The sequence below is a fragment of the Actinoallomurus sp. CA-150999 genome (genome assembly GCF_050942425.1).
GTDB lineage: Bacteria > Actinomycetota > Actinomycetes > Streptosporangiales > Streptosporangiaceae > Actinoallomurus.
In genome coordinates this window covers 4,189,049-4,211,810 of sequence record NZ_CP192063.1, presented here as the reverse complement: position 1 = coordinate 4,211,810, position 22,762 = coordinate 4,189,049, and the positions used below count along the sequence as shown (strand labels likewise).

19 protein-coding genes are annotated in these 22,762 nt (G+C 72.7%); 11 read left to right on the top strand and 8 right to left on the bottom strand.

Annotated features, from left to right (window positions below):
• Positions 1–191: 191 nt before the first annotated feature.
• Positions 192–1,127 carry an S-methyl-5'-thioadenosine phosphorylase gene (gene mtnP, locus ACQP2O_RS19775; RefSeq protein ID WP_433186985.1) on the top strand — a complete coding sequence of 312 codons (936 nt, stop codon included), beginning with the start codon at positions 192–194 and terminating at the stop codon, positions 1,125–1,127.
• A 76-nt stretch (positions 1,128–1,203) separates the two neighbouring features.
• Here the strand turns inward: mtnP and ACQP2O_RS19770 are convergent, their stop codons facing one another.
• Positions 1,204–1,866, bottom strand: coding sequence for a TetR/AcrR family transcriptional regulator (locus ACQP2O_RS19770; protein WP_433186983.1), 663 nt, complete (start codon positions 1,864–1,866; stop codon positions 1,204–1,206).
• A 110-nt stretch (positions 1,867–1,976) separates the two neighbouring features.
• On the opposite strand from ACQP2O_RS19770, the gene ACQP2O_RS19765 reads away from it, so the two are divergent.
• From ACQP2O_RS19765 to ACQP2O_RS19750, 4 genes are all read left to right on the top strand, one after another.
• The gene (locus tag ACQP2O_RS19765) at positions 1,977–2,429 is read left to right on the top strand and encodes an ester cyclase (protein ID WP_433186980.1); all 453 of its coding nucleotides are present in this window, start codon (positions 1,977–1,979) and stop codon (positions 2,427–2,429) included.
• 46 nt (positions 2,430–2,475) lie between these two features.
• On the top strand, positions 2,476–2,964 hold the full coding sequence (locus tag ACQP2O_RS19760; RefSeq protein ID WP_433186977.1) for a DUF3237 domain-containing protein: 489 nt from the start codon (positions 2,476–2,478) through the stop codon (positions 2,962–2,964).
• Positions 2,965–3,028: 64 nt separating this feature from the next.
• Complete coding sequence (locus tag ACQP2O_RS19755; protein ID WP_433186974.1) at positions 3,029–3,724, top strand: TetR/AcrR family transcriptional regulator; 696 nt, start codon at positions 3,029–3,031, stop codon at positions 3,722–3,724.
• 495 nt (positions 3,725–4,219) lie between these two features.
• On the top strand, positions 4,220–5,482 hold the full coding sequence (locus ACQP2O_RS19750) for a glycoside hydrolase family 76 protein (protein WP_433186971.1): 1,263 nt from the start codon (positions 4,220–4,222) through the stop codon (positions 5,480–5,482).
• 390 nt (positions 5,483–5,872) lie between these two features.
• On the opposite strand, the gene ACQP2O_RS19745 is transcribed toward ACQP2O_RS19750, so the two are convergent.
• The 3 genes from ACQP2O_RS19745 to ACQP2O_RS19735 are packed head-to-tail and all read right to left on the bottom strand — an operon-like array spanning position 5,873 to position 8,417.
• Positions 5,873–6,433: a hypothetical protein gene (locus ACQP2O_RS19745; protein ID WP_433186969.1), complete on the bottom strand. Its 561-nt coding sequence runs from the start codon at positions 6,431–6,433 to the stop codon at positions 5,873–5,875.
• A 50-nt stretch (positions 6,434–6,483) separates the two neighbouring features.
• Positions 6,484–7,479, bottom strand: a complete 996-nt coding sequence (locus tag ACQP2O_RS19740) for an ATP-binding protein (RefSeq protein ID WP_433186967.1) — start codon at positions 7,477–7,479, stop codon at positions 6,484–6,486.
• The gene (locus ACQP2O_RS19735) at positions 7,476–8,417 is read right to left on the bottom strand and encodes an MEDS domain-containing protein (protein WP_433186964.1); all 942 of its coding nucleotides are present in this window, start codon (positions 8,415–8,417) and stop codon (positions 7,476–7,478) included. Before ACQP2O_RS19735 ends, ACQP2O_RS19740 begins: the two co-directional genes overlap by 4 nt.
• Before the next feature lie 323 nt (positions 8,418–8,740).
• On the opposite strand from ACQP2O_RS19735, the gene ACQP2O_RS19730 reads away from it, so the two are divergent.
• From ACQP2O_RS19730 to ACQP2O_RS19720, 3 genes are read left to right on the top strand one after another with little or no spacing between them, the layout of a single operon-like run.
• Positions 8,741–10,258: a glycosyltransferase gene (locus ACQP2O_RS19730; RefSeq protein WP_433186961.1), complete on the top strand. Its 1,518-nt coding sequence runs from the start codon at positions 8,741–8,743 to the stop codon at positions 10,256–10,258.
• Positions 10,255–11,145, top strand: coding sequence for an SGNH/GDSL hydrolase family protein (locus ACQP2O_RS19725; RefSeq protein WP_433186958.1), 891 nt, complete (start codon positions 10,255–10,257; stop codon positions 11,143–11,145). Before ACQP2O_RS19730 ends, ACQP2O_RS19725 begins: the two co-directional genes overlap by 4 nt.
• Positions 11,145–12,110: a DMT family transporter gene (locus ACQP2O_RS19720; protein WP_433186955.1), complete on the top strand. Its 966-nt coding sequence runs from the start codon at positions 11,145–11,147 to the stop codon at positions 12,108–12,110. The genes ACQP2O_RS19725 and ACQP2O_RS19720 overlap by 1 nt, the downstream gene beginning before the upstream one ends.
• Here the strand turns inward: ACQP2O_RS19720 and ACQP2O_RS19715 are convergent.
• The 3 genes from ACQP2O_RS19715 to ACQP2O_RS19705 all read right to left on the bottom strand — a co-directional run bounded on the left by ACQP2O_RS19715 (position 12,096) and on the right by ACQP2O_RS19705 (position 15,440).
• Positions 12,096–13,355: a glycosyltransferase gene (locus ACQP2O_RS19715; protein WP_433191076.1), complete on the bottom strand. Its 1,260-nt coding sequence runs from the start codon at positions 13,353–13,355 to the stop codon at positions 12,096–12,098. The two genes, ACQP2O_RS19720 and ACQP2O_RS19715, sit on opposite strands and share 15 nt — an antisense overlap.
• 5 nt (positions 13,356–13,360) lie before the next feature.
• Complete coding sequence (locus ACQP2O_RS19710; RefSeq protein WP_433186952.1) at positions 13,361–14,116, bottom strand: DUF2334 domain-containing protein; 756 nt, start codon at positions 14,114–14,116, stop codon at positions 13,361–13,363.
• Between the two features lie 205 nt (positions 14,117–14,321).
• Positions 14,322–15,440, bottom strand: a complete 1,119-nt coding sequence (locus ACQP2O_RS19705) for a glycosyltransferase family 4 protein (RefSeq protein WP_433186949.1) — start codon at positions 15,438–15,440, stop codon at positions 14,322–14,324.
• Positions 15,441–15,748: 308 nt separating this feature from the next.
• Between ACQP2O_RS19705 and ACQP2O_RS19700 the strand changes: the two genes are divergently transcribed.
• Together ACQP2O_RS19700 and ACQP2O_RS19695 are read left to right on the top strand one after the other, a co-directional pair.
• Positions 15,749–16,441: an SRPBCC family protein gene (locus ACQP2O_RS19700; protein ID WP_433186946.1), complete on the top strand. Its 693-nt coding sequence runs from the start codon at positions 15,749–15,751 to the stop codon at positions 16,439–16,441.
• On the top strand, positions 16,438–17,607 hold the full coding sequence (locus ACQP2O_RS19695) for a zinc-dependent alcohol dehydrogenase (RefSeq protein ID WP_433186943.1): 1,170 nt from the start codon (positions 16,438–16,440) through the stop codon (positions 17,605–17,607). Before ACQP2O_RS19700 ends, ACQP2O_RS19695 begins: the two co-directional genes overlap by 4 nt.
• Before the next feature lie 19 nt (positions 17,608–17,626).
• Here ACQP2O_RS19695 and ACQP2O_RS19690 read toward each other — a convergent pair whose 3' ends face one another.
• Entirely contained in the window at positions 17,627–20,890 is a 3,264-nt protein-coding gene (locus ACQP2O_RS19690; RefSeq protein ID WP_433186940.1) for an ATP-binding protein, read from the bottom strand.
• A gap of 175 nt (positions 20,891–21,065) precedes the next feature.
• Here ACQP2O_RS19690 and ACQP2O_RS19685 point away from each other — a divergent pair, with 175 nt between their 5' ends.
• Entirely contained in the window at positions 21,066–22,724 is a 1,659-nt protein-coding gene (locus ACQP2O_RS19685) for a LuxR C-terminal-related transcriptional regulator (protein WP_433186938.1), read from the top strand.
• The last annotated feature ends 38 nt before the right edge of the window (positions 22,725–22,762 follow it).

Below are 22,762 nucleotides of genomic sequence, written 5' to 3'. Positions count from 1 at the left end.
CGCATCCGATTTTTGGGAACAGCCGGATCGCCGCCGACGCAACAATGCGGCGATGGGCGCAGGAGGCGATATGCCGACGGTGACAATCGCCGTACGACCCTCGGCACATATTCAATCGTCGCCCTCCCGTGTTAGCTTTCGGCCGGTGCTGCATGTAATACCTCTGAAAGGGCGGCAATATCATGACCGACTTGACCGCGTCGACCACCGAGCAGGCGGAAATCGGGATTATCGGCGGCAGCGGCCTTTACCGGCTCGACGCGCTCGAGGACGTCCAGCAGATCGCCCTGCCGAACCCGTACGGGGTGCCGAGTGGCGACCTCCTGGTCGGGACGCTGGCGGGCCGGCGGGTGGCGTTCCTGGCGCGGCACGGCCGAGGGCACCGGCTGACCCCTTCGGAGATTCCGGTGGCCGCCAACATCTACGCTCTCAAGAGCCTTGGCGTCCGTGAGGTGATCAGCATCAGCGCGGTCGGCAGCCTCCGGGAGGACTTCGCTCCGGGGGACCTGGTCGTTCCCGACCAGGTCGTCGACCGGACCAGGGGACACCGTACGACGTCCTTCTTCGGCGACGGGGTCGTCGCTCACGTCTCTCTCGCCGAGCCCTACTGCCCTCGGCTGCGGCCGCTGGCCGCCAAGGCGGCGCGGCAGGCCACGCAGGCTCAGGTGCACGACGCGGGCACGTACTGCTGCATGGAGGGGCCGCAGTTCTCGACCCGCGCGGAGTCGAATCTCTACCGGAGCTGGGGACTGGACATCATCGGCATGACGGCGATCCCCGAGGTCAAGCTCGCCCGCGAGGCCGAGCTGTGCTACGTCGGCCTGGCTCTCGTGACGGACTACGACTGCTGGCGCACCGACGCCGGGGAGGCGGCCGTCACCGCCGGACTGGTGGCCGAGGTCATGGCACGCAACATCGCCGCGGCCAAGGACACTCTCGTACGTTTCATCGAGACGCTCGAGCCCGAGCCGGTGTGCTCGTGCCAGGAGGCCCTCTCCGACGCCATCATCACGGAGCCCTCCGTCGTGCCGGCGGAGACCCGGGTCCGCACGAACGCGGTGTCCGGGCGATACCTGCCACTGAACGTGGCCGACGCCCAGGACTCGATCGCGCCCAACTCCCACTGACCGGAGTTCCGGCGTCACCGCCGATGTGACACGGTCCCGCGCGGTCGCCGGGGCCGGAGGGATCACCGGGGCCCGGTCAGCGTGAAGCCAGGAACCCCTCGACCACGCGGCGCACCTTGCCGACGGCGTCGGCGTCGCCGAGCCGGAGGGCGGTGTTCGCCGCGATGAGCACCGCGTCGATCTGGAAGGCCGCGAGGTCGACGTCCAGGTCGGGGATCTCACCGGCGTCGGCGGCGTGGCGCAGCTCGTGGGCGATGAGCCCCAGCCAGTCCCGATGGTGGCGGAACAGGGCGTCGCGGACCCGGCCCGGCCGGCTGTCGAAGTCGGCGAGGTTCGCCGCCCAGAAGCAGCCGCCGGCGAACAGCGGCGTTTCGGCGTAGACGATCCACCGATCCATCAGCGCGCGCAGCCGGGCGACGCCGGGAGGGGCGTCCTGGGCGGGGCGGATCACCGCGTCGGTGAACCGCTCGTGCGCCGACTCGACGGCGGCGAGCTGCAGATTCTCCTTCGTCCTGAAGAGGGTCTGGATACCGCTCTTGCTCAGCCCGAGGTCGGTGGCCAGCCGGCCGATGCTGAGTCCGTTGAGCCCTTCGAGGGACGCGACGTCGACGGCGTGGCGAGCGATGGCCCGCCTGGCCCGCGCCCCTCGCAGAAGGCGCTGGTCGGTCGGTGCCGTGTCCGATCGTCCGGGAGGGCGGACGCCCGCATCGGAGCCTGGCTGCTGCGCGAGGTCGCTCATCGCCTCAATCCTGCCACACTTGTTGCCAATAAGTACGACCGGTCGTATGTTTTGTTTCGTCAATGATCGGCCGCCCAAAGGAAGCGGGGTCCGGGATGCACCGTGATCGGATGCTTCAACTGGCGCAGGCGCTCGCCGCCGCCAAGAGCCGCCAGGACGTGCCCGCGGCCATGAGGCTGTTCCACCGCGACATGCTGCTCGAGACACCGGCCTTCGGGACGATGGCCCGCGGTCTGGCCGAGAACGAGAAGGTGCTGACCCGATTCTTCGCATCCTTCCCGGACTACGACGTCGTCCTCCAGGGTCACGTCGCCGATGACACCACCCTGGTCTGCTGGGGAACGGCCCGGATGACCATGACCGGCGATCGGTTCGGCGCCACCCCCAACGGCCGGCGCGCCGAACTGCCGGTGTTCATCCAGTTCGCCTTCGCGGACGACCTGATCGCCGGCGAGCGGTTCTTCTTCGACCTGTCGGAGCTCTGCACCCAGTCGGGCGTCTCGACGGACGCGGTCCGGCGAAAGCTGTTCGGCGACCCCATGGCGCGAGCCGGCAGCCGGTAGGAACGCACAGCCGGTCGACGGCGTCGGCCGATCGCAGGAGGGGAACATGGACTCACGGGTGAAGCCCGTCGGTGACATCGCGACGGTGCGCCTCTTCGACATGGTCGTGGACCTGGATCCTCGGCTCGACATCGGCAGCGGGCCGTACGGCCGGCGGATCATGTTCGGCAGCGCCGGTGGATCGTTCGACGGCCCGCGGCTGCGCGGCGAGGTACTGCCGGGCGGCGGCGACTGGGCGTTGTTCCGTCCCGACGGGTCGATGAGCCTCGACGTCCGGCTGACGCTCCGCACACACGACGGCGCCCTGGTGCACATGACGTACGGCGGCCGCTGGGTCACCCCGCCCGAGCTACGCGGCGATATGGCCGATCCCGCCAAGCGCTCTCAGGTCGACCCCGCTCACTACTACTTTCGGACGAACCCGCTGTTCGAGACGGGCGCCGACCAGTACGGCTGGCTGAACGACATCGTCTGCGTGGGCTCGGGGTACCTGGTCGAAGGCGGGATCGCGTACAAGGTCTCCCAGGTCATGTGAAAGGCTCGACCGCGGCAGTCCTGACGAACGCGTTCGTGACGAGCGTGTTCGCTAGGCTGCGGGCATGACAGCGCGTTCCGAGTCCCCACGCAGCCGCCGAGAACGACCGGCCAAGCCGGCCCTGACCCGCGAGGGCATCGTGGCCACGGCGGTGGAGATCATGCGGGCCGAGGGTCTGCAGAAGGTCACGGCGCGCCGCCTGGCTCAGGAGCTCGACACCGGCCCCGCCTCGCTGTACGTCTACTTCCGCAACACCGCCGAGCTGCACGCCGCGGTGCTCGACGATCTCCTGGGCACCGTCGAGCCGCCCCCGGCCGAAGGAGACTGGCGCGAGCGGCTGGAGCGGCTGCTGGCCTCCTACATGCTCGTGCTGTTCGAGCACCCCAGCCTGGCCCGGTCCGCGCTGGTGTCCCGCCCCGGCGGCCGGCACTACCTCAACCTGATCGAGACGCTGCTGGCCCTGCTGGACGAGGGTGGCGTCGCGCCCGCCCAGGCGGCCTGGGGAGTCGACCTGCTGCTGCAGGTCGCGACGGCGACGGCCGCCGAGCACTCCACCCGGGACGAATCAGCCACCGCCCAGGACGAGTGGGACGCCATCTCCCGGGCCGTGCACGGCGCGTCCGCGCAGACGCACCCGCACATCGCTGCGCTCGCCTCCCAGCTGCTGTCCGGCACCGGGCCGGAGCGGCTGTCCTGGGGCTTCCAGGCCCTGATCCACGGCATCGCGCACACCGCCACACCCGCCGACGACGTCACATGACACGACGCCGCAACGGATGACGTCGGCCCCTCTCGTGAGGGCGACCGGGGTCGGTCACCGATCCCGCAGGTGACCCATGCCTTTTGGGTCGCATCATTTGTCTGACCACGATGTCAATTGATGCTCGGAGGGAACGACGGCGACCCGCCCGTCTCGATGCCCACGGACATCGCCATCCGCCCTCCACGGGCGACCCGGTCTGTTCGGTAACGCCTCAAAAATGGCTACTGAGCTGGGATTATCGTTTCTGATGGCGCGCGGCCGTCCGGTGGCGACGGCAGGCGTCACGCGGCGGCGTCTCCGGGTCATCGCTCCCACCGGAGTGGCGATTTGCACTCTTTACTTCTCGAGCGATTTGCCATTATTGTCACTCTGCTCACACCGAGTGGCCGGATCTCGGGCGCGCCATCCGGCCCCTTCCCGCCCCAAGCGTGGCGACCACGCGCGTCGTGTCGCGCCGTCCGTCGCCCGCCTCTACTCGATCGGACGAGCGGAATGACCGTCGAGCTTCACCATCACCCCGGCCGGCGTAGGCCGAGCGGGACCGGGCACGACCTGGCGCCGAAGAAGATCAGAACGACGATGCGGGTCATCTGGTCCGTGGTCGCGGCGGTGGTCGCCACCGTGCTGGCCGTGCCGCTGACCGCGAGCCCGGCGACGGCGAGCGACACCGGTACCGCGGTGGCCCGTGCCACGGCCTCCTACCGTGCCCTCCAGCGTTACCTCGCCGCCGACCACGGCCTCTACCTCGAGACCTATCCGCACCGGGAACAGGACAACCCCTACTCCTACGTCTGGCCGTACTCGCAGGCGCTGGTCGGCACGCTCACGCTCGCGGGCCTGCCCGGGGGCGGCCGCTACGCCGGCGACGTCACCGACCGGCTGCGGGCGCTGGAGGCGTACTGGAACGGCGAGACCGATCCGCCCGGCTACGACTCGTACCTGCGCCCGCCGCTCGGCCAGGGCGGCGACAAGTTCTACGACGACAATGAGTGGATCGGGCTCGCCCTCGTCCAGCACCACAAGCAGACCGGGGACAAGGCCGCGCTGGCCCGGGCCGACCAGATCTTCCGCCTCGTCGTGCACGGCTGGGACACCGACCCGTCGCACCCGTGCCCGGGCGGGGTGTACTGGACGCAGGCCCCGTGGAGCCAGGACCGCAACACGATCTCCAACGGGCCCGGCGCGGAGCTCGGCCTGCAGCTGTATCTGCGCACGCGGAAGCCGGAGTACCTGACCTGGGCGAAGCGGATGTTCGCCTGGGCGGACGGCTGCCTGCGCGCGCCCAACGGCCTCTACTGGGACCACATCGACCTCAAGGGCACGATCGAGAAGACCCAGTGGTCGTACAACCAGGGCGTGATGCTCGGCGCGGCCACGCTGCTCTACCAGGCCACGGGCGACCGGACGTACCTGAACAAGGCACGGGCGATCGCCGCCGCGGCGATCTCCTTCTACACCGCGGACGACCGGTGGTTCACCCAGCCGGCGCGGTTCAACGCCATCTTCTTCAAGAACCTGCTGATCCTCGACGCACAGTCCCCCGACCCGGCGTACCGGAAGGTCATCCAGCGCTACGCCGACACGGTCTGGGACAAGGTCCGGAACCAGCAGACGGGCATCTTCCCGACCGACCTGGACAGCGGCCGGTTCAGCTTCACCGGCGGGAACCAGGTGACGCTCCTGGAGCAGTCGGCGATGGTGCAGATCTACGGCCTCCTGGCCTGGAGGCCGCGCGACTATCGACTGCTCGCCTGAGCACACGGCCGAAGACGGCTACGGGCGGGGTGCCGGGGGGCACCCCGCCCGTGAACCCGGGGGAAGGGGCGAGCATCGGCTCCGCTCGGCGGAGATGCGCGGCGGGTCCGCTTCCTCAGCGGAACCTGCCGGCGGCTCGTACGTTTTGGGGCCCTGGAGGACGGTTCGTCCCTGTGGCCTCCCAGGACGCTAGGGGGCGCATCCGGGCACGTCAACGGAGTCCCGCCGACAATGTCGAACAGTGGCGCGGGCCCGCCGCGGCCCGCGGCCGGCCTCGAGCGAATCCGGCTTCAGGCAGAGGCCGACTTCAAGCTCAGGCCGGCCCCAAGCTCAGGCCGGCCCCAAGCTCAGGCCGGCTCCAAGCTCAGGCCGACTTCAACGGCTTCAGGCTCAGGCCGGCTTCAGGCGGAGGACCGCCGATCCGTTGCCGACCGACACCACCTGGATGACGAGCCGGTTGACCGTGATCACCGCACCGGCGTGCGCGTTCACGTATCCCGTGTTGGTGTTCGTGCCGCCGACGACGCTGCTGTCGCAGTCCTCGTCGCCCTGGCAGTCGAGGCGGTTCGAGGCCGTGGGAAGCGTGATCACCAAGGACACCTGGCGATCGTCGACGGACCGGACGTTGATGGTGCCGACCTGGAATCGCCGCGCGTCCACCGGGATGTCGGCCCCGCGGGTCACCGTCACCTCGCACTTGCCGCCCTTGCAGGCCTTCAGCGCGCTGCGGTTCGCCGTCGGCCGCGGGGTGGGCGACGCCGGAGTCGGCGTCGCCGTCGCGGCGGCCGGGGCCGAGGCGGGAGCCGGTGTCACGGTCACGACCGGGGTCGTCGGGGCGCCGCCGGCGGAGCCGTGCTCTCCCCGCGCGCACCCGGTGAGGAGCGCGGCGGCCACGATGACCGTCAGGCTCCGGCGCGTACGGCGAGGAAGACCAGCACGTCGAGGCATCATCTCATCGAACAGTAGCACGATGACTACGGAGAGTAAATCCCTCGCTACTGTCAGTCCGCCGAGTCGCGGCCGGTGTCCTCGGCCGGGCGGACGGCGGCGTCGATGTCGTCGGCGAACGTGAGCTTCTCGGCGAGGCCGGCGTTGCGGAGGCGTCGGTGCAGCGCTTCCGGGCCCACGATCGTGACGCTCGCGGCCGAATCCTGGTCGACGTGGTGCTGGACGGAGGACACCGAGGCCATCCCCGCGGTGTCCCAGAAGGCCAGCCCCCGCAGATCGAGGATCAGGTCCGCCGGGTGATCCTTCAGGAGGTCGGTGACCGTGGCGAGGAGTTCCGAACCCGCCCGCAGGTCCAGGTCGCCGGTGACGGTGAGCACCAGCCGCCGCCGGCCGGCCTCCTCATCGGCCGGCAGGGCGCGTGAGCCGAGGTGGAAGGGCGGGCGGGGGCCCGGCCGCGGCAGCGTGAAGGTGAGGACGGCGTGGGTGCCGGCCGGGCCGGAGTGGAGGCTGAGGGTGTCGGCGGCACAGCGGATGAGCCACAGCCCGTGGCCATGCCGATAGGGCCACCGGTCGGCGAAGTCGTCATCGGGCGTAAGCCGGGCCGGATCGGCGCCGTCGGCGACCGGATCATCGCGAACGGCCCGAGATTGGGCGCCGTCGGCGACCAGGTCATCGCGAACGGCCCGGGGCTCGGCGCCGTCGGCGGACGGATCATCGCGAACGGCCGGGGGCTCGCCGCCGTCGTCGACCTGGCAGCGAAGGTGGCCGGGCAGGTGCCAGATGCGCGCCCGTCCCGCCCCGGCACCGTGCCGGATGGCGTTGGTCGCCAGTTCGTGCACACAGATGACGATGTCCTCGGCGCGGCCCTGCGGCATGCCCGCCTCGACCGCGTGGGCCTCGACCGCCGAACGCAGGGCGTACAGGGAGTCGCGGTCGAAGAGCTGGTCGAGGATCGGCGGCGAGGCGGCGCGGGCCGCCGGCGCCGCCTCGTCACCCTGTGCGCGGCCGGGGGCCGGACGGCGCGGGTCGTACGGCGTGTCGGGGCTCATCGTCGGCTCACATCGACGTTGGGCAGATCGGCGACGCCCAGGATCACGAACCGGGACTCGATCGCCGGATGGCACTTGAGGATCACGCGGCGCGGGTGGGCGATGCTGCGCGCGGCATCCAGGATCATGCGCGTGGTGGAGACGTCGATGAAGGTCAGCTCCGCCATGTTGACGGTGATGTCGCCGTCGACGCGGATCGCCTCGCTCAGGGCGAGCGCGAGCGCCTCCTGAGCCTGCACGTCGATCTGTCCGGCGATGCGGATCCCTGGCGGCGCGTACTGGCGGCAGATCCGCAGCAGCTCGTCGTCGTGGTAGGTGGCCGCCGCGACCGAATGGGCGTGGAAGGGGGCGACCGAGGCGAGGGTCACAGGGTCGAACCGTTCCCGGTCGTACTGGCACAGCACCGACAGAGCGCCGGTGGCCTCCGCGGTGGAGCCCGGGCCGCATGCCGTTCGCGTCGCCAGCTCGCCGACCATGGCGGCGATCTCCCGCTCGAACACGGGGAGCTGCTCGATGCCGTCGACCGGCCGCAGCGCCCATGCCATGTCGAGGGCGACCCGCAGGCCCCGATACCCCTTCCGCTGGGCCGCCGCGACCTGCTCGCGCAGCCAGCCCACCGCCCGCTCGACCTCGAACGCCCGCCCGGCCATCAGACCTTCCTGGCAGTCCACGACCGCGATCGGCCCGGCGCCCGCAGCCGCCGTCCTCTCGGCCGAAGGATCCGCCGGGGCGGTGGCGGTACCGAGTCCGCGCCTGCCCAGCTCGACCGCTGCCGCCTGCGGGGTGTCGCTGAGCCACACCACCCGCGATCCCGCCGCCAGCCCGTCGCGGACGAACGCGGCGGTCAGATCGGCGAGCTCTTCGCTCTCCCCGAAGGTCAGGCACGCGTGATCGTTGACCGTCAGGTCCGTGATCTGAGCCCCCGTGTCCAAGCTCACCGCGCCACCTCTTCCACCGCACCGACGGCCGCGACCCGCTGGCGCGACTGGGATCGTACGAATGTAACGGCCCGCCGGTCCGCCCGTGGCGCAAGCCCCCAGCACGTCGAATCGCGACCAGGCCGGTCACGCCTCATGTGTACGCCGGGCACCTCCATACCCTCCGTCCGGGCCATCCTCCCCCCGTTCGCCCCGTCTACCCGGAAAAGCGCCCTTATCACCCACTTCGCGGCTGTCCGGCGCTGATCACCCTTCGGCGAAGATTCGCCCTCAGCTCATCTCAGCGTCGCCGCCCCGCGTGCCCGAAAGGCGACTTTTCAGATGTGGGTGGTTTCAAGGTGGTGCGGCTGGCCAACGCCGTCGCACCCCATTCCGGCGGACTGCGGACCGCGCTGCGCGAGCTGGGAACGGGCTATCGCGAGGCCGGGCACGAACCGGTCCTCATCGTTCCGGGGTCCGATCCGCACGACGAACAGACGTGTCAGGGACGAGTGATCACCGTACCGGCGCCCATCGTCCCGAAGACCGGCGGCTATCGGCTGATCGTCGCGCGGCGTTCGCTGCGGCGGCTGCTGGAGCGGCTGGAACCCGACCGGCTCGAGGTCTCCGACCGGACGACCCTGCGCTGGACCGGTGAGTGGGCCAGAGCACACGGTGTGCGCTCGATGATGGTCTCCCACGAGCACCTCAGCGGCCTGCTGCGCGAGCTGGGGCCGCCGGGATTGCCCACGGAGCGCCTCGCCGACCGCATGAACCGCGCCACCGCGGCCTCGTTCGACGTCGTGGTCTGCACGACGGACTGGGCGGCGGAGGAGTTCCGCCGGCTCGGCGTGCCCAACCTGGTCCGCGTGCCGCTGGGCGTCGACCTGACCTCCTTCTCCCCCTCCCGGTACGACGAGGAACTCCGGTCCTCGCTCGTGCGCCCCGGCGAACACCTCCTGGTGCACTGCAGCCGGCTCTCCCCCGAGAAACGTCCCGACCGGCCGATCGCCGCACTCGCCGAACTGCGGCGCCGAGGGGTGCCCGCCGTCCTCGCCGTGGTCGGGGACGGACCTCGCCGGCGTGCGTTGGAAGCGCAGGCCGCCGGGCTGCCGGTCCGGTTCTTCGGCCACGTCAGCGCGCGAGGGCTGGTCGCGTCCCTGCTGGCCACCGCCGACGTCGCCATCGCGCCCGGCCCGGTGGAGACCTTCGGCCTGGCGGGGCTCGAGGCGCTGGCCAGCGGTACCCCGGTCGTCGCCAATCGGGCGAGCGCGCTCCCGGAGGTGATCGGCCCGGCCGGGCTCGCCGTCGAGGACGACCCGAAGGCGTACGCGGACGCGGTCGAGCACCTCCTCGCCAGGGAGCGTTCGTGGCGCAGGAGCCTGGCGCGCGCCCAGGCGGAGCGGTTCGGCTGGTCCGGGGCCGTCGAAGGCTTCCTCAGGGCGCATGACGTGACGGGCGGGCCACCGGGTCGCTCGGATCCGCGACGATCGCAGGTCGCCCCGGCCGCGGGCCGGTACTGCGTGGTGGACGAGCCGACGGGCGGGGGCGGCGTGGTGAACGAGCCGGCGGGCCGGGCCAGTGCGGTGGGCGAGCCGACAGGGCGGACCAGCGCTGTGGGCGAGCCGACGGGCCGGTGGAACGCGGTGGACGAACCAACGGGTCCGGGCGGCGCACTGGGCGAGCCGACGGGCCGGACCAGTGCCGTGAGCGAGCCGACGGGCCGGTGGAACGCGGTGGACGAACCAACGGGTCCGGGCGGCGCACTGGGCGAGCCGACGGGCCGGACCAGTGCCGTGAGCGAGCCGGCCGGGCGGACCGGCGCGGTGGGCGAGGCGGCTGCGAGCGGGGACGCGGGATGACGGCGGTCTTGGAACACACCGATGTGCTGCGTTTCGTGGCCTTGGGCGACTCGGTCACGGTCGGGCTCGGCGATCCGACGCCCGACGGGGGCTGGCGTGGTTGGGCCGCGCTGCTGAGTGAATCGCTCGCGCCTCCGGGGCACGTGGAGCTGATCAATCTCGCCCGTTGCGGCGCGCGGGTCCGGGACGTGGTCGCCGACCAGCTTCCGTACGCGCTGGCGGGGCATCCGACGCTGGCGTCGGTGGTGGTCGGCGTCAACGACACGCTGCGCGGGAGATTCGAGCTCGCGACGATCGCGTCCGACCTGGACGAGGCCATCACGCGGCTCAGGGAGGCCGGGGCTCTGGTGCTGACCGCGAGCCTCCCGGATCCTGGCATCATGCTGCGGATCCCCGGCCTGCTCCGGCATCCCCTGGCCCGCCGGATCCAGGCGATCAACACGGTGCTCGACCACCTCGCGGCCCGTCATGGCACGGTCCACCTCGACCTGACCCGGCACCCGGCCCTCTACGACCGGCACATGTGGGGGGTCGATCGCATCCACCCGAGCGAACGCGGGCACCGGCTGCTGGCGCAGCTGTTCGCGGTCATGCTCGCCGACCATGGGGTTCACCTGTGGGACCGGCTCGATCCACAGCCCAGCCATCCCGCTCCGAGCGCCTGGGCCCAGGTCCGCTGGCTGGCGACCAAGGGGACGGGGTGGGTGCTGCGGCGATCCCTCGACCTGCTGCCTCACCTGGTACGCATGGGGATCAGCGAGTGGTGGCACCGGGTCCGGAACCGGACCGCACGGCTCGACGCGCGCCTGCGCTCGGAGATCGACAACGTCCTCGCGGCCCTCGCACCCGAGCCCGCCGCGGGCAGCGGTGTCCTCGAGGACTCCTGATGGTGCTGAGCGTCCCGCTGGCGCTGCTCGGCGCGCTGCTGTTCGCGGTCTCCGCCGCCCTGCAGCAACGTGCGGCACGAACCGCCGCACAGCGGCACCACGCCGCACGGACCGCCGCGCGGCGGCCGTCGCCGGCCCGGGTCGGCGCGGGCGGCCACCCCTCGTCCGCCGAGGAGGGCGCCCCGCCGCCGCGCGTATCGAAGCTGCTCGTCCGGCTCGCGCGCGACCCGCTGTGGTTGCTGGGCTGGGCGGCGGGTGTCACCGGCTTCGGCGCTCAGGCGCTGGCGCTGCACTTCGGGTCGATCGTCATCGTGCAGGCTCTGCTGGTCACCCAGCTGCTGTTCGCGATCCCCCTCGGCGCGATGTTCGGCGGCCGTCGGCCACTGCGCCGGGACTGGTCGGGGGCGGCCGTGGTCTGCGCCGGGCTGGTCCTGCTGGTGACCGTCCGCGGGGCGGTGCCGCAGACCACCGGGCAGGGGGCCGCCGTGGCCGTGGTGGTGGCGGTGGCGGCGGGACTGATCGGCCTGCTCCTCCTCGCCGCCCGGTCGCTCCGGTCGTACGCACAGTCCCGCACCGCCGCGCTCGCCGTCGCGGCCGGCATCTGCTTCTGCCTGACCGCCGTCTTCGTGGTGTTCGCCGGCGACGACCTGGCCCGGCGCGGCCTGCTCGCCACCGCCCTCGACTGGCCGCCGGCCGCGCTGGCCGCCTCGACCGTGCTGGGCACGGTCCTGGTGCAGAGCGCCTTCGCGGGCGGTTCGCTGGCGACCGCCATGACGGCGATGACCGTGACCGACCCGGTGGCCGGCTGGATCGCGGGAATGGTGGTCTTCGACGCCCCTCCGGCGGCGAACGCCGGCGTGATCGCGGGAAGCGCGGTCGCGATCGTGCTCATCGTGGTCGGCGTCGCGGTGCTCGCCACCTCGCCGAGCCTGCACGATGAGCGACGCGTGTCACCGGGAGGGTGAGACCTCCGCGTCGGCAGGACCGATGACCTCGTAGCCGCGCAGGAGCCCGGCGACGGTCTCCGCCCAGGGGTACCGCTCGGCGGCGGCGCGAGCCGCGGCACGGCGCCGGGCCGCCGGCATCGAGAGCAGGCCGCGCACCGCGTCCGCCATGCCGCTCGGCGTACCGTCGCTGACCGTCCCGGAGCCCGGGCCGTCCAGGAGCTCCCGGGCCGCTCCCTCCGGAGGCACCACGACCGGTGTGCCACAGGCCAGGGCCTCCAGCGTCGCCAGCCCGAAGGTCTCCGCCGGGGAGGGGAACAGCGCGACGTCGGCCGCGGCGACCAGTCCGGCGACGGCCCGCCGGTCGGACAGATGCCCGAGGAAGGTGACCGGCAGGCCCCGGGCGCGACGCCGGAGCCGCCTCCGGTGCGGGCCGTCACCGATCACGACCAAGCTGGCGTCCACGCCTTGGTCGCGCAGCGCGGCCAGGGCGTCGATCGCGTTCTCCGGGCGCTTCTCCCGCGACAGGCGGGTGACCGTGACCAGACGTACCGGCCGGTCGCCGTACGGGTCCGCGGGGGTCGCCGCGCACGGCGGGGCCTCGAGCTCCGGCCGGTCGCCGTACGGGTCCGTGGAGGTCGCCGCACACGGCGGGGCCTCGAGCTCCGGCCGGTCACCGTACGGGTCCGTGGAGGTCGCCGCGCACGATGGGGCCTCGAGCTCCGGCCGGAAGGTGGCGAGGTCGACGCCCAGCGGGATCCGGCGGACGCTGGGCGCGCCGATCCGCTCGAACTCGGCGGCCGAGAAGGCGGAGGTGACGATGACCCGGTCGGCGAGGCGGCTGAGGCGGCGGTTGACGATGTTCGCCGCCGTACGCAGCGGGAACCAGCGTGGCACCCTCGGCAGCAGGATCGCGTCCAGGCGTTCGTGGGAGAACAGGACGAGCGGCACGCCGCGTCGGCGGCTCCACCGGGCCAGCCAGCCAAGGCTGATCTTGTCGCTGACCTCCAGCACGTCCGGTGGCATGGCGTCCAGCAGCCGGAGCACCCGCTTTCGACCGGTCAGGATCCGGTAGTCGCCGAGGCCGGGCAGGCTGAGGCCGCGCACCGTGATGCGCTGCCCGGCCGGCGTCTGCTCCACCGACTCGGCCGGCCCCGGCACGATGAGCACCCGCTCGTGGCCGGCCTGCCGGTAGCCGCGGCCGAGTTCGTCGAGAGCGATGCGCAGGCCGCCTGACGTCGGGGTGTAGAAGTTGGCGACCTGCACGATCCTCAATTCGCACTCACAGCGTCCGCCGCGACCACGTCCGAGTAGGTCATCGCCCGGCCTCCCGCCGCGAGCACCGCCTCGATCGCGCGCAACGTGGTGTCGCGCAGGCCCGGGCGGTCCAGTTCGTCGGGGTGCAGGGCGATGCGCACCAGGCCGCCGCGCTTCGCCCGCCACCGCGCCCATTCCTTCATCAGGACGGCCCCGAGCCGTTCGCCGGCGCCCCCGGGGCGGTGGGACAGCGCGAACCCGCGCCACAGTCGCCCGTTCCGCAGGTCGCGTACGCCGAAGTGCGACGTGGTGTACCGGAATCCGGCCTGGCGCAGCGCCCGGTTGGTGGCGGGCGAGGCCAGCCACCCCGGTGGCGTGAAGCCGGAGGCGACCAGGCCCAGCTCCCGCAGGACGGCCCGCCCCGACATCAGCCGGTCGGCCGCCTGCACCTCGTCGAGCGCGCCGAACTCGGCCGCGCCGCGAGCGACCAACCGGCCCACCACCCGGCGCGGCAACGGCCCTTCCGGGCCGGCCTGATGGCTCCAGCCGTGCATCACCAGTTCGTCGCCGTTCGCGGCCCGGGCCCGGAGCACCGCCGCGTACCCCGGCTCGTCGGCGAGCGAAGTGCCGCGCCACGGGCCGGGGACCACGAGGAGCGACACCGGGATCCCCAGCGAGTCCGCGTCCGCGCACCAGCGTCGCGTCTGTTCGGCGGTCACGGGAGCGACGTCGTGCACGCTCACCACCAGGTGCGTCACGCCGCGCCGCACCGCGAGTCCTCGACCATCCGGTCCCCCTGCCTGCCTGAGATGATTCGAACGGACGGCGGGACGATAGTCCGGGTGACGGACGCGGAGAGGACGACCCGGTAGCGGGAACCTTCAGGGCACCCGACCATTCCGTGACCGACCGCCGCATCCCCCGCCGTCGTAGGGTCCGCTCCGCCCATGCCCGTCGGTTTCCGGGCGCCGCGCATCAGGCGGCCTGCCGCACGGAGCGGCCGTACCGGACGGCCTGGTAGTGGCCGACCAGTTCCTCACAGACGCTGCTCCAGTCCCGCCCGCGAACCGACAGCAGGGCCTGGCCGGCCATCTGCTGGCGCAGCGCGGGGTCGCCCACCAGGGTCGCGACCGCCGCTCGGAGCATTTCCGGGTCGTCCGGGGGATAGAGCAGGCCGTTGTAGCCGGGACGGACCAGGTCGAGCGGGCCTCCGGCGGCGGGCGCCACCACCGGGACCCCCGCCGCCAGGCCCTCCTGAACGGCCTGGCAGAACGTCTCGTCCGCGCCGGTGTGCACGAACACGTCGAGGGAGGCGACCAGTTCCGACAGTTCCCGGCCGGTACGGAACCCGGTGAAGACCGCGTCCGGCAACATGCGCCGCAGCCGCCGCCCGGCCGGGCCGTCGCCGACCACGACGAGCCGGACGCCCGGCATGTCGGCCAGGTGCCGGAGCAGGGACACGCGTTTCTCGACGGCCAGCCGGCCGACGTACCCCACGAGCACCTCCCCGTTGGGGGCGAGTTCGGCGCGCAGCGCGGCCGACCGGTGCCGCGGGTTGAAGCGCTCGTCGTCCACTCCCCGCGCCCACAGCGCCAGCCGGGGGACGCCGCGCCGGTGGAGCTCGTCCAGCGTGGGTCTGGACGGCGCCAGGGTGCGGTCGGCCTGTTCGTGGATATGACGCAGCCAGGCCCACACGAGGTGGTCGGCGCCCCGCAAGCCGTACCGGCGGGCGAAGCCCACGACGTCGGTCTGGAAGACCGCGACCGTCGGTACGTCCAGCCGCCGAGCGGCCGCGACGCCGGATGCGCCGAGTGCCAAGGGAGCGGCCAGGTGGATGACGTCCGGGCCGAATTCGTTGAGTGCGCCCGTCACCTGGCGCGTTGGTATTCCGACGACGAACGAGCGGTAGAACGGCAGTGCGACCCCCCGCGTCAGCCGTACCGGCTGACCCGCATGGCCGTCGGGCCCGGGCCCCGGTGCGACCACCAGGACCTCATGGCCTCGACCGGCCAGATGCTCGACCACACGGCATACCGAGTTCGTCACCCCGTTCACGCGGGGCAGGAACGACTCGGTCACGATGGCGACCTTCACGGCCGTGAGCCTGACTGCGTCGTACGACCACCGGGCCGCCTCGCGGTTCCGACCGAGGAAACATCCGACGAACGGCGTTGATCGCAGCCGGTGAGCGGTACCTCGCCGACCGTGGAACGGTCCTTTCGGTCTTTAAGCGGGAAGCCCGGTAATCGGGCCGTCCGGGGGTAGGGCCGGGACACGTAGGCTCCGGCTTCCACCGGAGCGTCTCTCCGGCCGCAGGGCCGCCTCGCCGCAGGACGACGGCACGCAGCGCGGCCGGCCGCGGCGATCACGCCGCGGTGACGGCGAATCGGCAGGTGACGAACATGACCAGTGAAACTCACCGCAGAATCGAACGGCTCACCCGCCTGCTGAAACCGGCCGGCATGGGGGTGGGACGGTCGACCGCACCGTCCGCCGCCGGCCGGCTCAGCGGCGCGCAGGACCTTCCGTGGGCCCGTGGCGTCGCGCGCCTGATGGGCATGCGGGAGCTGCCCCTGCGCGCGGCGGTCACCGTCAAGCGGCCGCCCGACGAGGTCTACCGGTTCTGGCGCGACCTGGAGAACCTTCCCCGGTTCATGATCCACCTGGAGTCGGTGCGGGAGATCGAGGACGGCCGCTTCCGGTGGAAGGCCCGGAGCCCGCTGCGCGGGACCGTCGAGTGGGAGGCCGAGATCACCGAAGATCGGCCCGGCGAACTGATCGCCTGGCGATCCACGAAGGGCGTCATCGCCGGGACCAGTGGTTCGGTCCGCTTCACCGAGGCGCCCGGCGGCCGGGGCACGGAGGTCCGGGTGCACCTGCGCTACGCGCAGCCGGGCGGTACGGCCGGTGCCGCGGTCGCCCGCCTGCTGGGCGAGCACCCCGAACAGCAGGTCCGTGACGACCTGCGCAGGTTCAAACAGGTGATGGAGACCGGCGAGGTGATCCGTTCCGAGGGCAGCCCGGAGGGCACGCTCGCCACCCGGCAGCTCAGGCAGCGGCCGGCCCGGCCGATGGTGGGAGGAGGAGTGCGATGAGGGCCACCTGCTGGATGGGCCGCAACACCGTCGAGGTGCAGGACGTCCCGGATCCACGGATCCTGAACGACCGCGACGCGATCGTCCGGATCACCTCGACGGCGATCTGCGGATCCGACCTCCACCTCTACAACGGCTACATCCCCACGATGAAGAAGGGCGACGTCCTCGGTCACGAGTTCATGGGCGAGGTCGTCGAGGTCGGGCCACGCGTGCAGAACCTGCGGCCGGGAGACCGGGTGGTCGTGCCCTTCCCGATCGCCTGCGGGTACTGCTGGGCCTGCGAGCACGAGCTCTTCTCCATCTGCGAGAACTCCAACCCCAACGCCGGCATGGCCGAGAAGCTGATGGGGCACTCGCCGGCCGGCATCTTCGGCTACAGCCACATGCTCGGGGGCTTCGCGGGCGGTCAGGCCGAGTACGCGCGGGTGCCGTTCGCCGACGTCGGGCCGATCAAGATCGAGGACGACCTGCCCGACGAGCAGGTCCTGTTCCTGTCCGACATCTTCCCGACCGGGTGGCTCGGGGCGGAGATGTGCGACATCACGCCCGGCGACGTCATCGCCGTGTGGGGCGCCGGGCCCGTCGGCCAGTTCGCGATCGCGAGCGCGCTGCTCATGGGCGCCGAACGGGTGATCGCGATCGACCGGTTCCCGTACCGCCTGAGGCGCGCCGAACGGCTCGGTGCGGAGCCGCTCGACTATGAGCAGGTCGACGTCCCGGAGGCGCTGCTCGACATGACCGCCGGGCGCGGCCCGGACGCCTGCATCGACGCGGTGGGCATCGAGGCGCACCACCCGACGGCGCCGATGTACGCCTACGACCGGGTCAAGCAGGCCACCCGGCTGGAGACCGACCGGCCGTACGTCGTGCGCGAGGCGATCATGTCCTGCCGCAACGGCGGGATCGTGTCCGTGATCGGCGTCTACGGAGGACTGATCGACAAGTTCCCCATGGGCGCGCTGATGAACCGGTCCCTGACGCTGCGGGGCGCCCAGTGCCACGTGCACCGGTACCTGCGGCCGCTGCTGGGCCGCATCCGGAACGGCGACATCGACCCGAGCTTCGTCGTCAGCCACCACATGTCGCTGGACGACGCGCCGCACGGCTACGACATCTTCAAGAACAAGCAGGAGGACTGCAACAAGATCGTCCTGCATCCCTGAGAGCCGGGACCTCGCGGCGTCACTCGGGCGACCAGGTGAGGGGCCGTTCGGCGTCCGGGGTGTAGCGGCAGGTCGCACCGGTCGTGATCGAGGATCGCAGGATGCCGCCGATCACGGCGTCCGCGGCGTAGATGTCATCGATCGCCCGCTTGATCGCTTTTCGTACGGCGGTTCGGGCGCGCTCCCGCGGGTCCGGGAACGACCGGGTACGGCCGCCCCTGTCGGCCGTACGGCTCAGCTCCTGCAGCAGCGCCTCACGTTCGGCGTGCAGCCGCTCGTCCGGTTCCGGGTCGGAGGAGGCGGCCTGCGCGAGCCGGCGGGTCAGGTCTTCGGCCCGCCTCCGGTACGCGCTTCGCGCCCTTTCGTCGACCATCGGGTGGCGTGCCGGTTCGACGAATGGGGTGTCGCCGGTGGCGGACGTGGCCAGCTCGAGGGCGGAGATCGGCCGGTGCGGGCTGGTCAGCAGGCGCGCGAGGTACCCGACGCCGAGACGGTGGGGGACGACCGCCTGGTGGTCCCCGAGCGAGAGGACCCACATCCGCCCCTGGCGGCGGATGGTGGCATGGCCTTCGTCGAGCCGGCGGCCGCGCTGGGCGAAGCGGTCGGCCCGCGACTTCAGCCCAACCGCCTCGGCCTCGCGCCGGGCCTGCTCGAGGAGGTCGGCCGCTCGCTCGCGGTCGCCCGGCCGGTGGCGCCGGAGCAGCGCCTCGGCAAGGTCGCCCAGGGTGACGGCGGTCAGCGGCCGGTTCCCCAGGAGACGATCGGCGGTCACCGCGCGCTCGAGGTGTTCGACGGCGCGGTCGGGGCGGCCGAACGCGAGGGCGGCCATCCCGAGGGGGCGTTCGACCGAGCCGAGGCAGGTCACCGCCAGCGACGGCGTGATCGTGAGCTCCGCGTACGGGACGAGCAGGTCATAGCCCTCCCGGGCGACGGCGGCGTCACCGAGGAGGAACGCGGTCTCCACGATCGACATCATCCCGCCCAGCCACGTGCTGGACTCGGGCAGGGCGGCGAGCCCGGAGGCGGTGAGCTCGTCGAGGATCCGCCGGGCCTTGCCGTGCTCGCCCACGCGGGCGGCCATGACGGCGGCGGTCGCCTGGAGGCCGAACTCGGCCGGGATGAGCGTCGGTGAGGCGACGATCTCCTCGAGCATGGGGAGCATCTCGGCGTCGCGCTCCTGGAGCCAGCGAATGGTGACCAGCTGCGCGCCCAGGTAGGCGAACGCGTCGGCGTCGCCGACCTCGCTGCCGAGTTCGAAGCACTCGGCGGCCCTCGCCTCCGCGTCCTCCAGCCGACCGGCGCGGATGAGGAGCATCGTCGCCATGACCTCGGCGATGTACAGGACGCTGCGGCAGTTCAGGGCGTCCGCCCGGTCGCGCAGCTCGGCGAGGGCCCGCGGCGCCCGGGGGTCGCCGAGGTGGAACAGGTCGGTGGCCCGCCAGCACAGGCCCATGAGCACGAGCATCCCCGCACCCGCCGGGGACGCGACCGCGATCAGTTCCTCGGCCAGTTTCAGCCGGGTCCGCGCGTAGCGGGGAGCGAGCAGCGCGTGGTGGGTGAGGGAGAGCGCCTCGGCCAGCACGTCGCTGTGGCCGAGGCGCCGCGCCTCCTCGAGGGCGTCGAGGACGGGGTCGACCGGACCGCCCTGGTACACGTCCTCGGCCGCCAGCCGGACGGCGAGCCGGCAGCGCAGCCGGTGTTCGCCGGGCAGCAGCGACATCAGCGCCTGGCGCTGCAGGCCGAGGACGCGCTCGTGGTCGGGCCGGGAACGGTGCTCGTTCACCCAGACCCCGCCGAGGCCGAGCGCCGCGCCGGCCAGCTCGATCCGGTCCCCCTCGGCGGTCGCGGCGTCGACCGCCCGGCCGAACAGCACGCGGGCCTCGGCCAGCCGGCCGGACATGAGCACCGTCTGCGCCCATTCGACCAGCAGCGCCGCGACCGGGTCCCCCAGGCGCGCCTCCTCGTGCACGTTGACGGCCGCCTCCAGAATCGAGGCGGCCTGGTCGTAGTCGAAGCCGCCGACCATGGCCCTGGCGGCGGCCCGGCAAGCGGTGATCGCGCGGCGTCCGTCCTCCGGCGAACGTGGCGCCGCCCGCAGCGCGTGGTAGGCGTAGCGCGTGAGCTGCCGGGGGGCCGGTGCCGCAGGTGGCCGACCGGGAGACGAGGAGGCGGTGCGCGGCGGGGCGGAAGGCGACAAGGCGGTGCGCGGCGGACCGGAAGGCGACAAGGCGGTGCGCGGCGGGGCGAGGACGTCGGCCGCTCTGGCGTGCGCCGCGCACCGCTCGCCGACGGTCAGGAGCTCCTGCAGTGACTCGCGGACGAGTTCGTGGGTGAACGCGAAGTCGCCCTGTCCGGGCGGCGCGACCAGCCCGACCTGCTCGGCCTCGACCAGCGCCTCGCCTAACTCGGACGTCGTGCAGTCGGCGACGGCGGCCGCGTGCGCGATGGGAACCGAGGAGCCGAGCACGGACGAACGGCTGAGGACCTGCCGCGCCCGCTCACCCAGCCGGTCCACGGCCTGGACGATCGCGGCCCGTACGTCCTCCGGGGGCAGCCGCCCGCCCACGGGATCGGCCGGTCCCAGGGCGATCACCCGGTGCAGGAAGAGCGGGTTGCCGCCGGTGAGCCGCCACAGCGTGCGCCGCAGGTCCGGATCGACGTCGCGATAGCCGTACGACCGGAGGAAGAGGTCGGTCTCGTCGACGTCGAGGGGGCGCAGCGTCAGCGATGCGGCCTGCTCCTCGAGTTCGGCCAGCAGCCCGGCGGCCGGCGAACGGCCGCCCGCGCCGTGGCGGCGGGTGAAGACCAGCGTCAGGGGCCGCCGGGCGAGGGCGCGGGCGAGGAATCGGGCGAGCAGGACCGCTCCCGGATCCGCCACGTGGATGTCGTCGATGACGACGAGCACCGGTGAGGCGTCACAGGCACGGGCGAGTTCCTCGCCGACCGCGGCGAATCGCGCGAACCGCTCGGGGTCGACGACCGGCCCGCCGCGATCGGCTCCGAGCAGGTCCGTCGCCGCTCCACGGCCCAGGTCGGACAGGACGGCCTGCCAGGGCCACAGCGGCGGAGCGCCGCCCTCGGGCCAGCAGGTGCCCCAGCCGACCGCGAACCCGGTGTCCGCCGCACGGGAGGCGATCTCCCGGCACAGGCGCGTCTTGCCGATCCCCGGGTCGCCGGCCACCACGATGAGGCGGCCCTCGCCGCCGCGCGCCATGGTCAGCGCGTCGTCGAGCACGCGGAGCTCTCTCCCCCGGCCGACAAGGTGTCGGTCAACCCCCGGCATGCCGTCATGGTGTCACCCGGGGTCCGGGGCGACGGCGCGCGAGCAGCGAAAGAAGTGGCCGGATACGGACAAATTCCCAGCGTCATGCGGGTGTGCCACGCCATGGCACACCCCTCCCCGTCCACGTCACGCCGTAGGGGTCAGGGACGAAGCACCGGGGGATCAAGGGGGTCTCATGACGACGGTGTCGAACGAGATGACGGACGACCTCGTGGCGGCTCGATCCGCCTTCGAGCGACGCGCCTGGATGGACGCGTGGAGCGGGTTCAGGAAGGCCCGCGAGAGCGGCCCGATGCCGGCCGACGACCACGACGCCCTCGCTCAGGCGGCATGGCGGGTGGGCGAGATCGACGAGTCACTGGCCGCCTTCACCGACGCGTACCGGCTGTACCAGTGGGAGGCACGACCACGCCCGGCGGCGATGGCGGCGGTGCTCCTGGCCGTGCACCATCTCGAGTGGGGGGACGGCGCGATCGGCGCCGGCTGGATGAGCCGGGCGCACCGGCTCCTGCGCGACGAGGCGGACTGCGCCGAGCACGGCTATCCGATCTACCTCGACATCGCCTCCGCGCTGACGCGCGGGGAGAACGACGAGGCCGCCGACCATGCCCGCAGGATGCAGGGCATCGGGCGCCGGTACGGCGACGCGTTCCTGCTCGCCGCCGGCCTGCTCGGCGAGGGACGGGCGCTGGTCGGCCTGGGCCGCGCGGGCGACGGGCTCTCGCTGCTCGACGAGGCGATGCTCACGGCGTTCTCCGACGGGCTGCACCCGATCTGGTCCGGCGCGATCTTCTGCAACCTGATGGACGTCTGCCACGAGCTGGGCGACCTGACGCGCGCCGCCGAGTGGGCGCGGACCGCCACCCGGTGGTCCGACGTCGTCCCCGCGACCGTGCCCTATCGCGGTGCCTGGCGGGTCCACCGGGCGCGGATCCTCCGGATGCGGGGGGCGTGGGGACCGGCCGGACGCGTGGCCGAGCGCGCCGCCGGGGACCCGGCGCACGTACGCGTCTGCGTGCTCGCCGAGGCGCTGTACGAGGCCGGTGAGGCCCGCCGTCTCGGTGGCGACGGGACCGCCGCCGAGGACTTCTTCCGGCGGGCCCATCAGCTCGGCCGCGATCCGCAGCCGGGGCTGGCGTTGCTCCGGCTTTCGCAGGGCCGGCCGGACGCCGCTTCGGCGTCCATCCGGGCCGCGCTCGTCGCCGAGAGCGGGAACGCCCTCGCACGGGCGCGGCTGCACCCCGCCCAGGTGGAGATCGCGCTCGCCGCCGGCGACCTGGGCACGGCCCGAGCCTCCGCCACCGAGCTCGAGACCACGGCGGCGGCCTACGGCAGTTCGGGTCTGCGGGCCGAGGCGGCACAGGCCCTCGGCGCGGTCCTGCTCGCCGAGGGGAAGGCCGACGACGCGCTGGCCGTGCTGCGGACCGCGCGCCGGATGTGGCAGGAACTCGACGCGCCGTACGCCGTCGCGCGGACCCGGCTGCTGCTCGCCGAGGCGTACAGGTCGCTGGGCGACGAGGACGCCGCGCACCTGGAGTCGGAGGCCGCCCACGACCGGCTACGGGAGCTGGGCGCGCCGGCCCGCGACGGACGCCCGGCCGGAACCGGCGGGCGGGCGCCGCTTCCCGACGGGCTGACCGAGCGCGAGGCCGAAGTGCTGCGCAACGTCGCCGCCGGAGGCAGCAACCGGCAGGTCGCGACCGCTCTGCGCCTGAGCGAGAAGACGGTGGCGCGGCACCTGTCGAACATCTTCACCAAGCTCGGTCTGTCCTCGCGCACCGCCGCGGCGGCCTACGCCTTCGAGCACGGGATCGCCGCACCGCCGCATGGGTAGAACGACCCATTCCCCCGAGAGTCGCGACTACATGATTC

Bases quoted from the DNA above. Each gene is read 5' to 3' on its own strand.
- ACQP2O_RS19770 (WP_433186983.1), bottom strand. From the start codon at position 1,866: ATGAGCGACCTCGCGCAGCAGCCAGGCTCCGATGCGGGCGTCCGCCCT.
- ACQP2O_RS19765 (WP_433186980.1), top strand. From the start codon at position 1,977: ATGCTTCAACTGGCGCAGGCGCTCGCCGCCGCCAAGAGCCGCCAGGAC.
- ACQP2O_RS19760 (WP_433186977.1), top strand. From the start codon at position 2,476: ATGGACTCACGGGTGAAGCCCGTCGGTGACATCGCGACGGTGCGCCTC.
- ACQP2O_RS19755 (WP_433186974.1), top strand. From the start codon at position 3,029: ATGACAGCGCGTTCCGAGTCCCCACGCAGCCGCCGAGAACGACCGGCC.
- ACQP2O_RS19750 (WP_433186971.1), top strand. From the start codon at position 4,220: ATGACCGTCGAGCTTCACCATCACCCCGGCCGGCGTAGGCCGAGCGGG.
- ACQP2O_RS19745 (WP_433186969.1), bottom strand. From the start codon at position 6,433: ATGATGCCTCGACGTGCTGGTCTTCCTCGCCGTACGCGCCGGAGCCTG.
- ACQP2O_RS19740 (WP_433186967.1), bottom strand. From the start codon at position 7,479: ATGAGCCCCGACACGCCGTACGACCCGCGCCGTCCGGCCCCCGGCCGC.
- ACQP2O_RS19725 (WP_433186958.1), top strand. From the start codon at position 10,255: ATGACGGCGGTCTTGGAACACACCGATGTGCTGCGTTTCGTGGCCTTG.
- ACQP2O_RS19720 (WP_433186955.1), top strand. From the start codon at position 11,145: ATGGTGCTGAGCGTCCCGCTGGCGCTGCTCGGCGCGCTGCTGTTCGCG.
- ACQP2O_RS19700 (WP_433186946.1), top strand. From the start codon at position 15,749: ATGACCAGTGAAACTCACCGCAGAATCGAACGGCTCACCCGCCTGCTG.
- ACQP2O_RS19695 (WP_433186943.1), top strand. From the start codon at position 16,438: ATGAGGGCCACCTGCTGGATGGGCCGCAACACCGTCGAGGTGCAGGAC.
- ACQP2O_RS19690 (WP_433186940.1), bottom strand. From the start codon at position 20,890: ATGCCGGGGGTTGACCGACACCTTGTCGGCCGGGGGAGAGAGCTCCGC.
- ACQP2O_RS19685 (WP_433186938.1), top strand. From the start codon at position 21,066: ATGACGACGGTGTCGAACGAGATGACGGACGACCTCGTGGCGGCTCGA.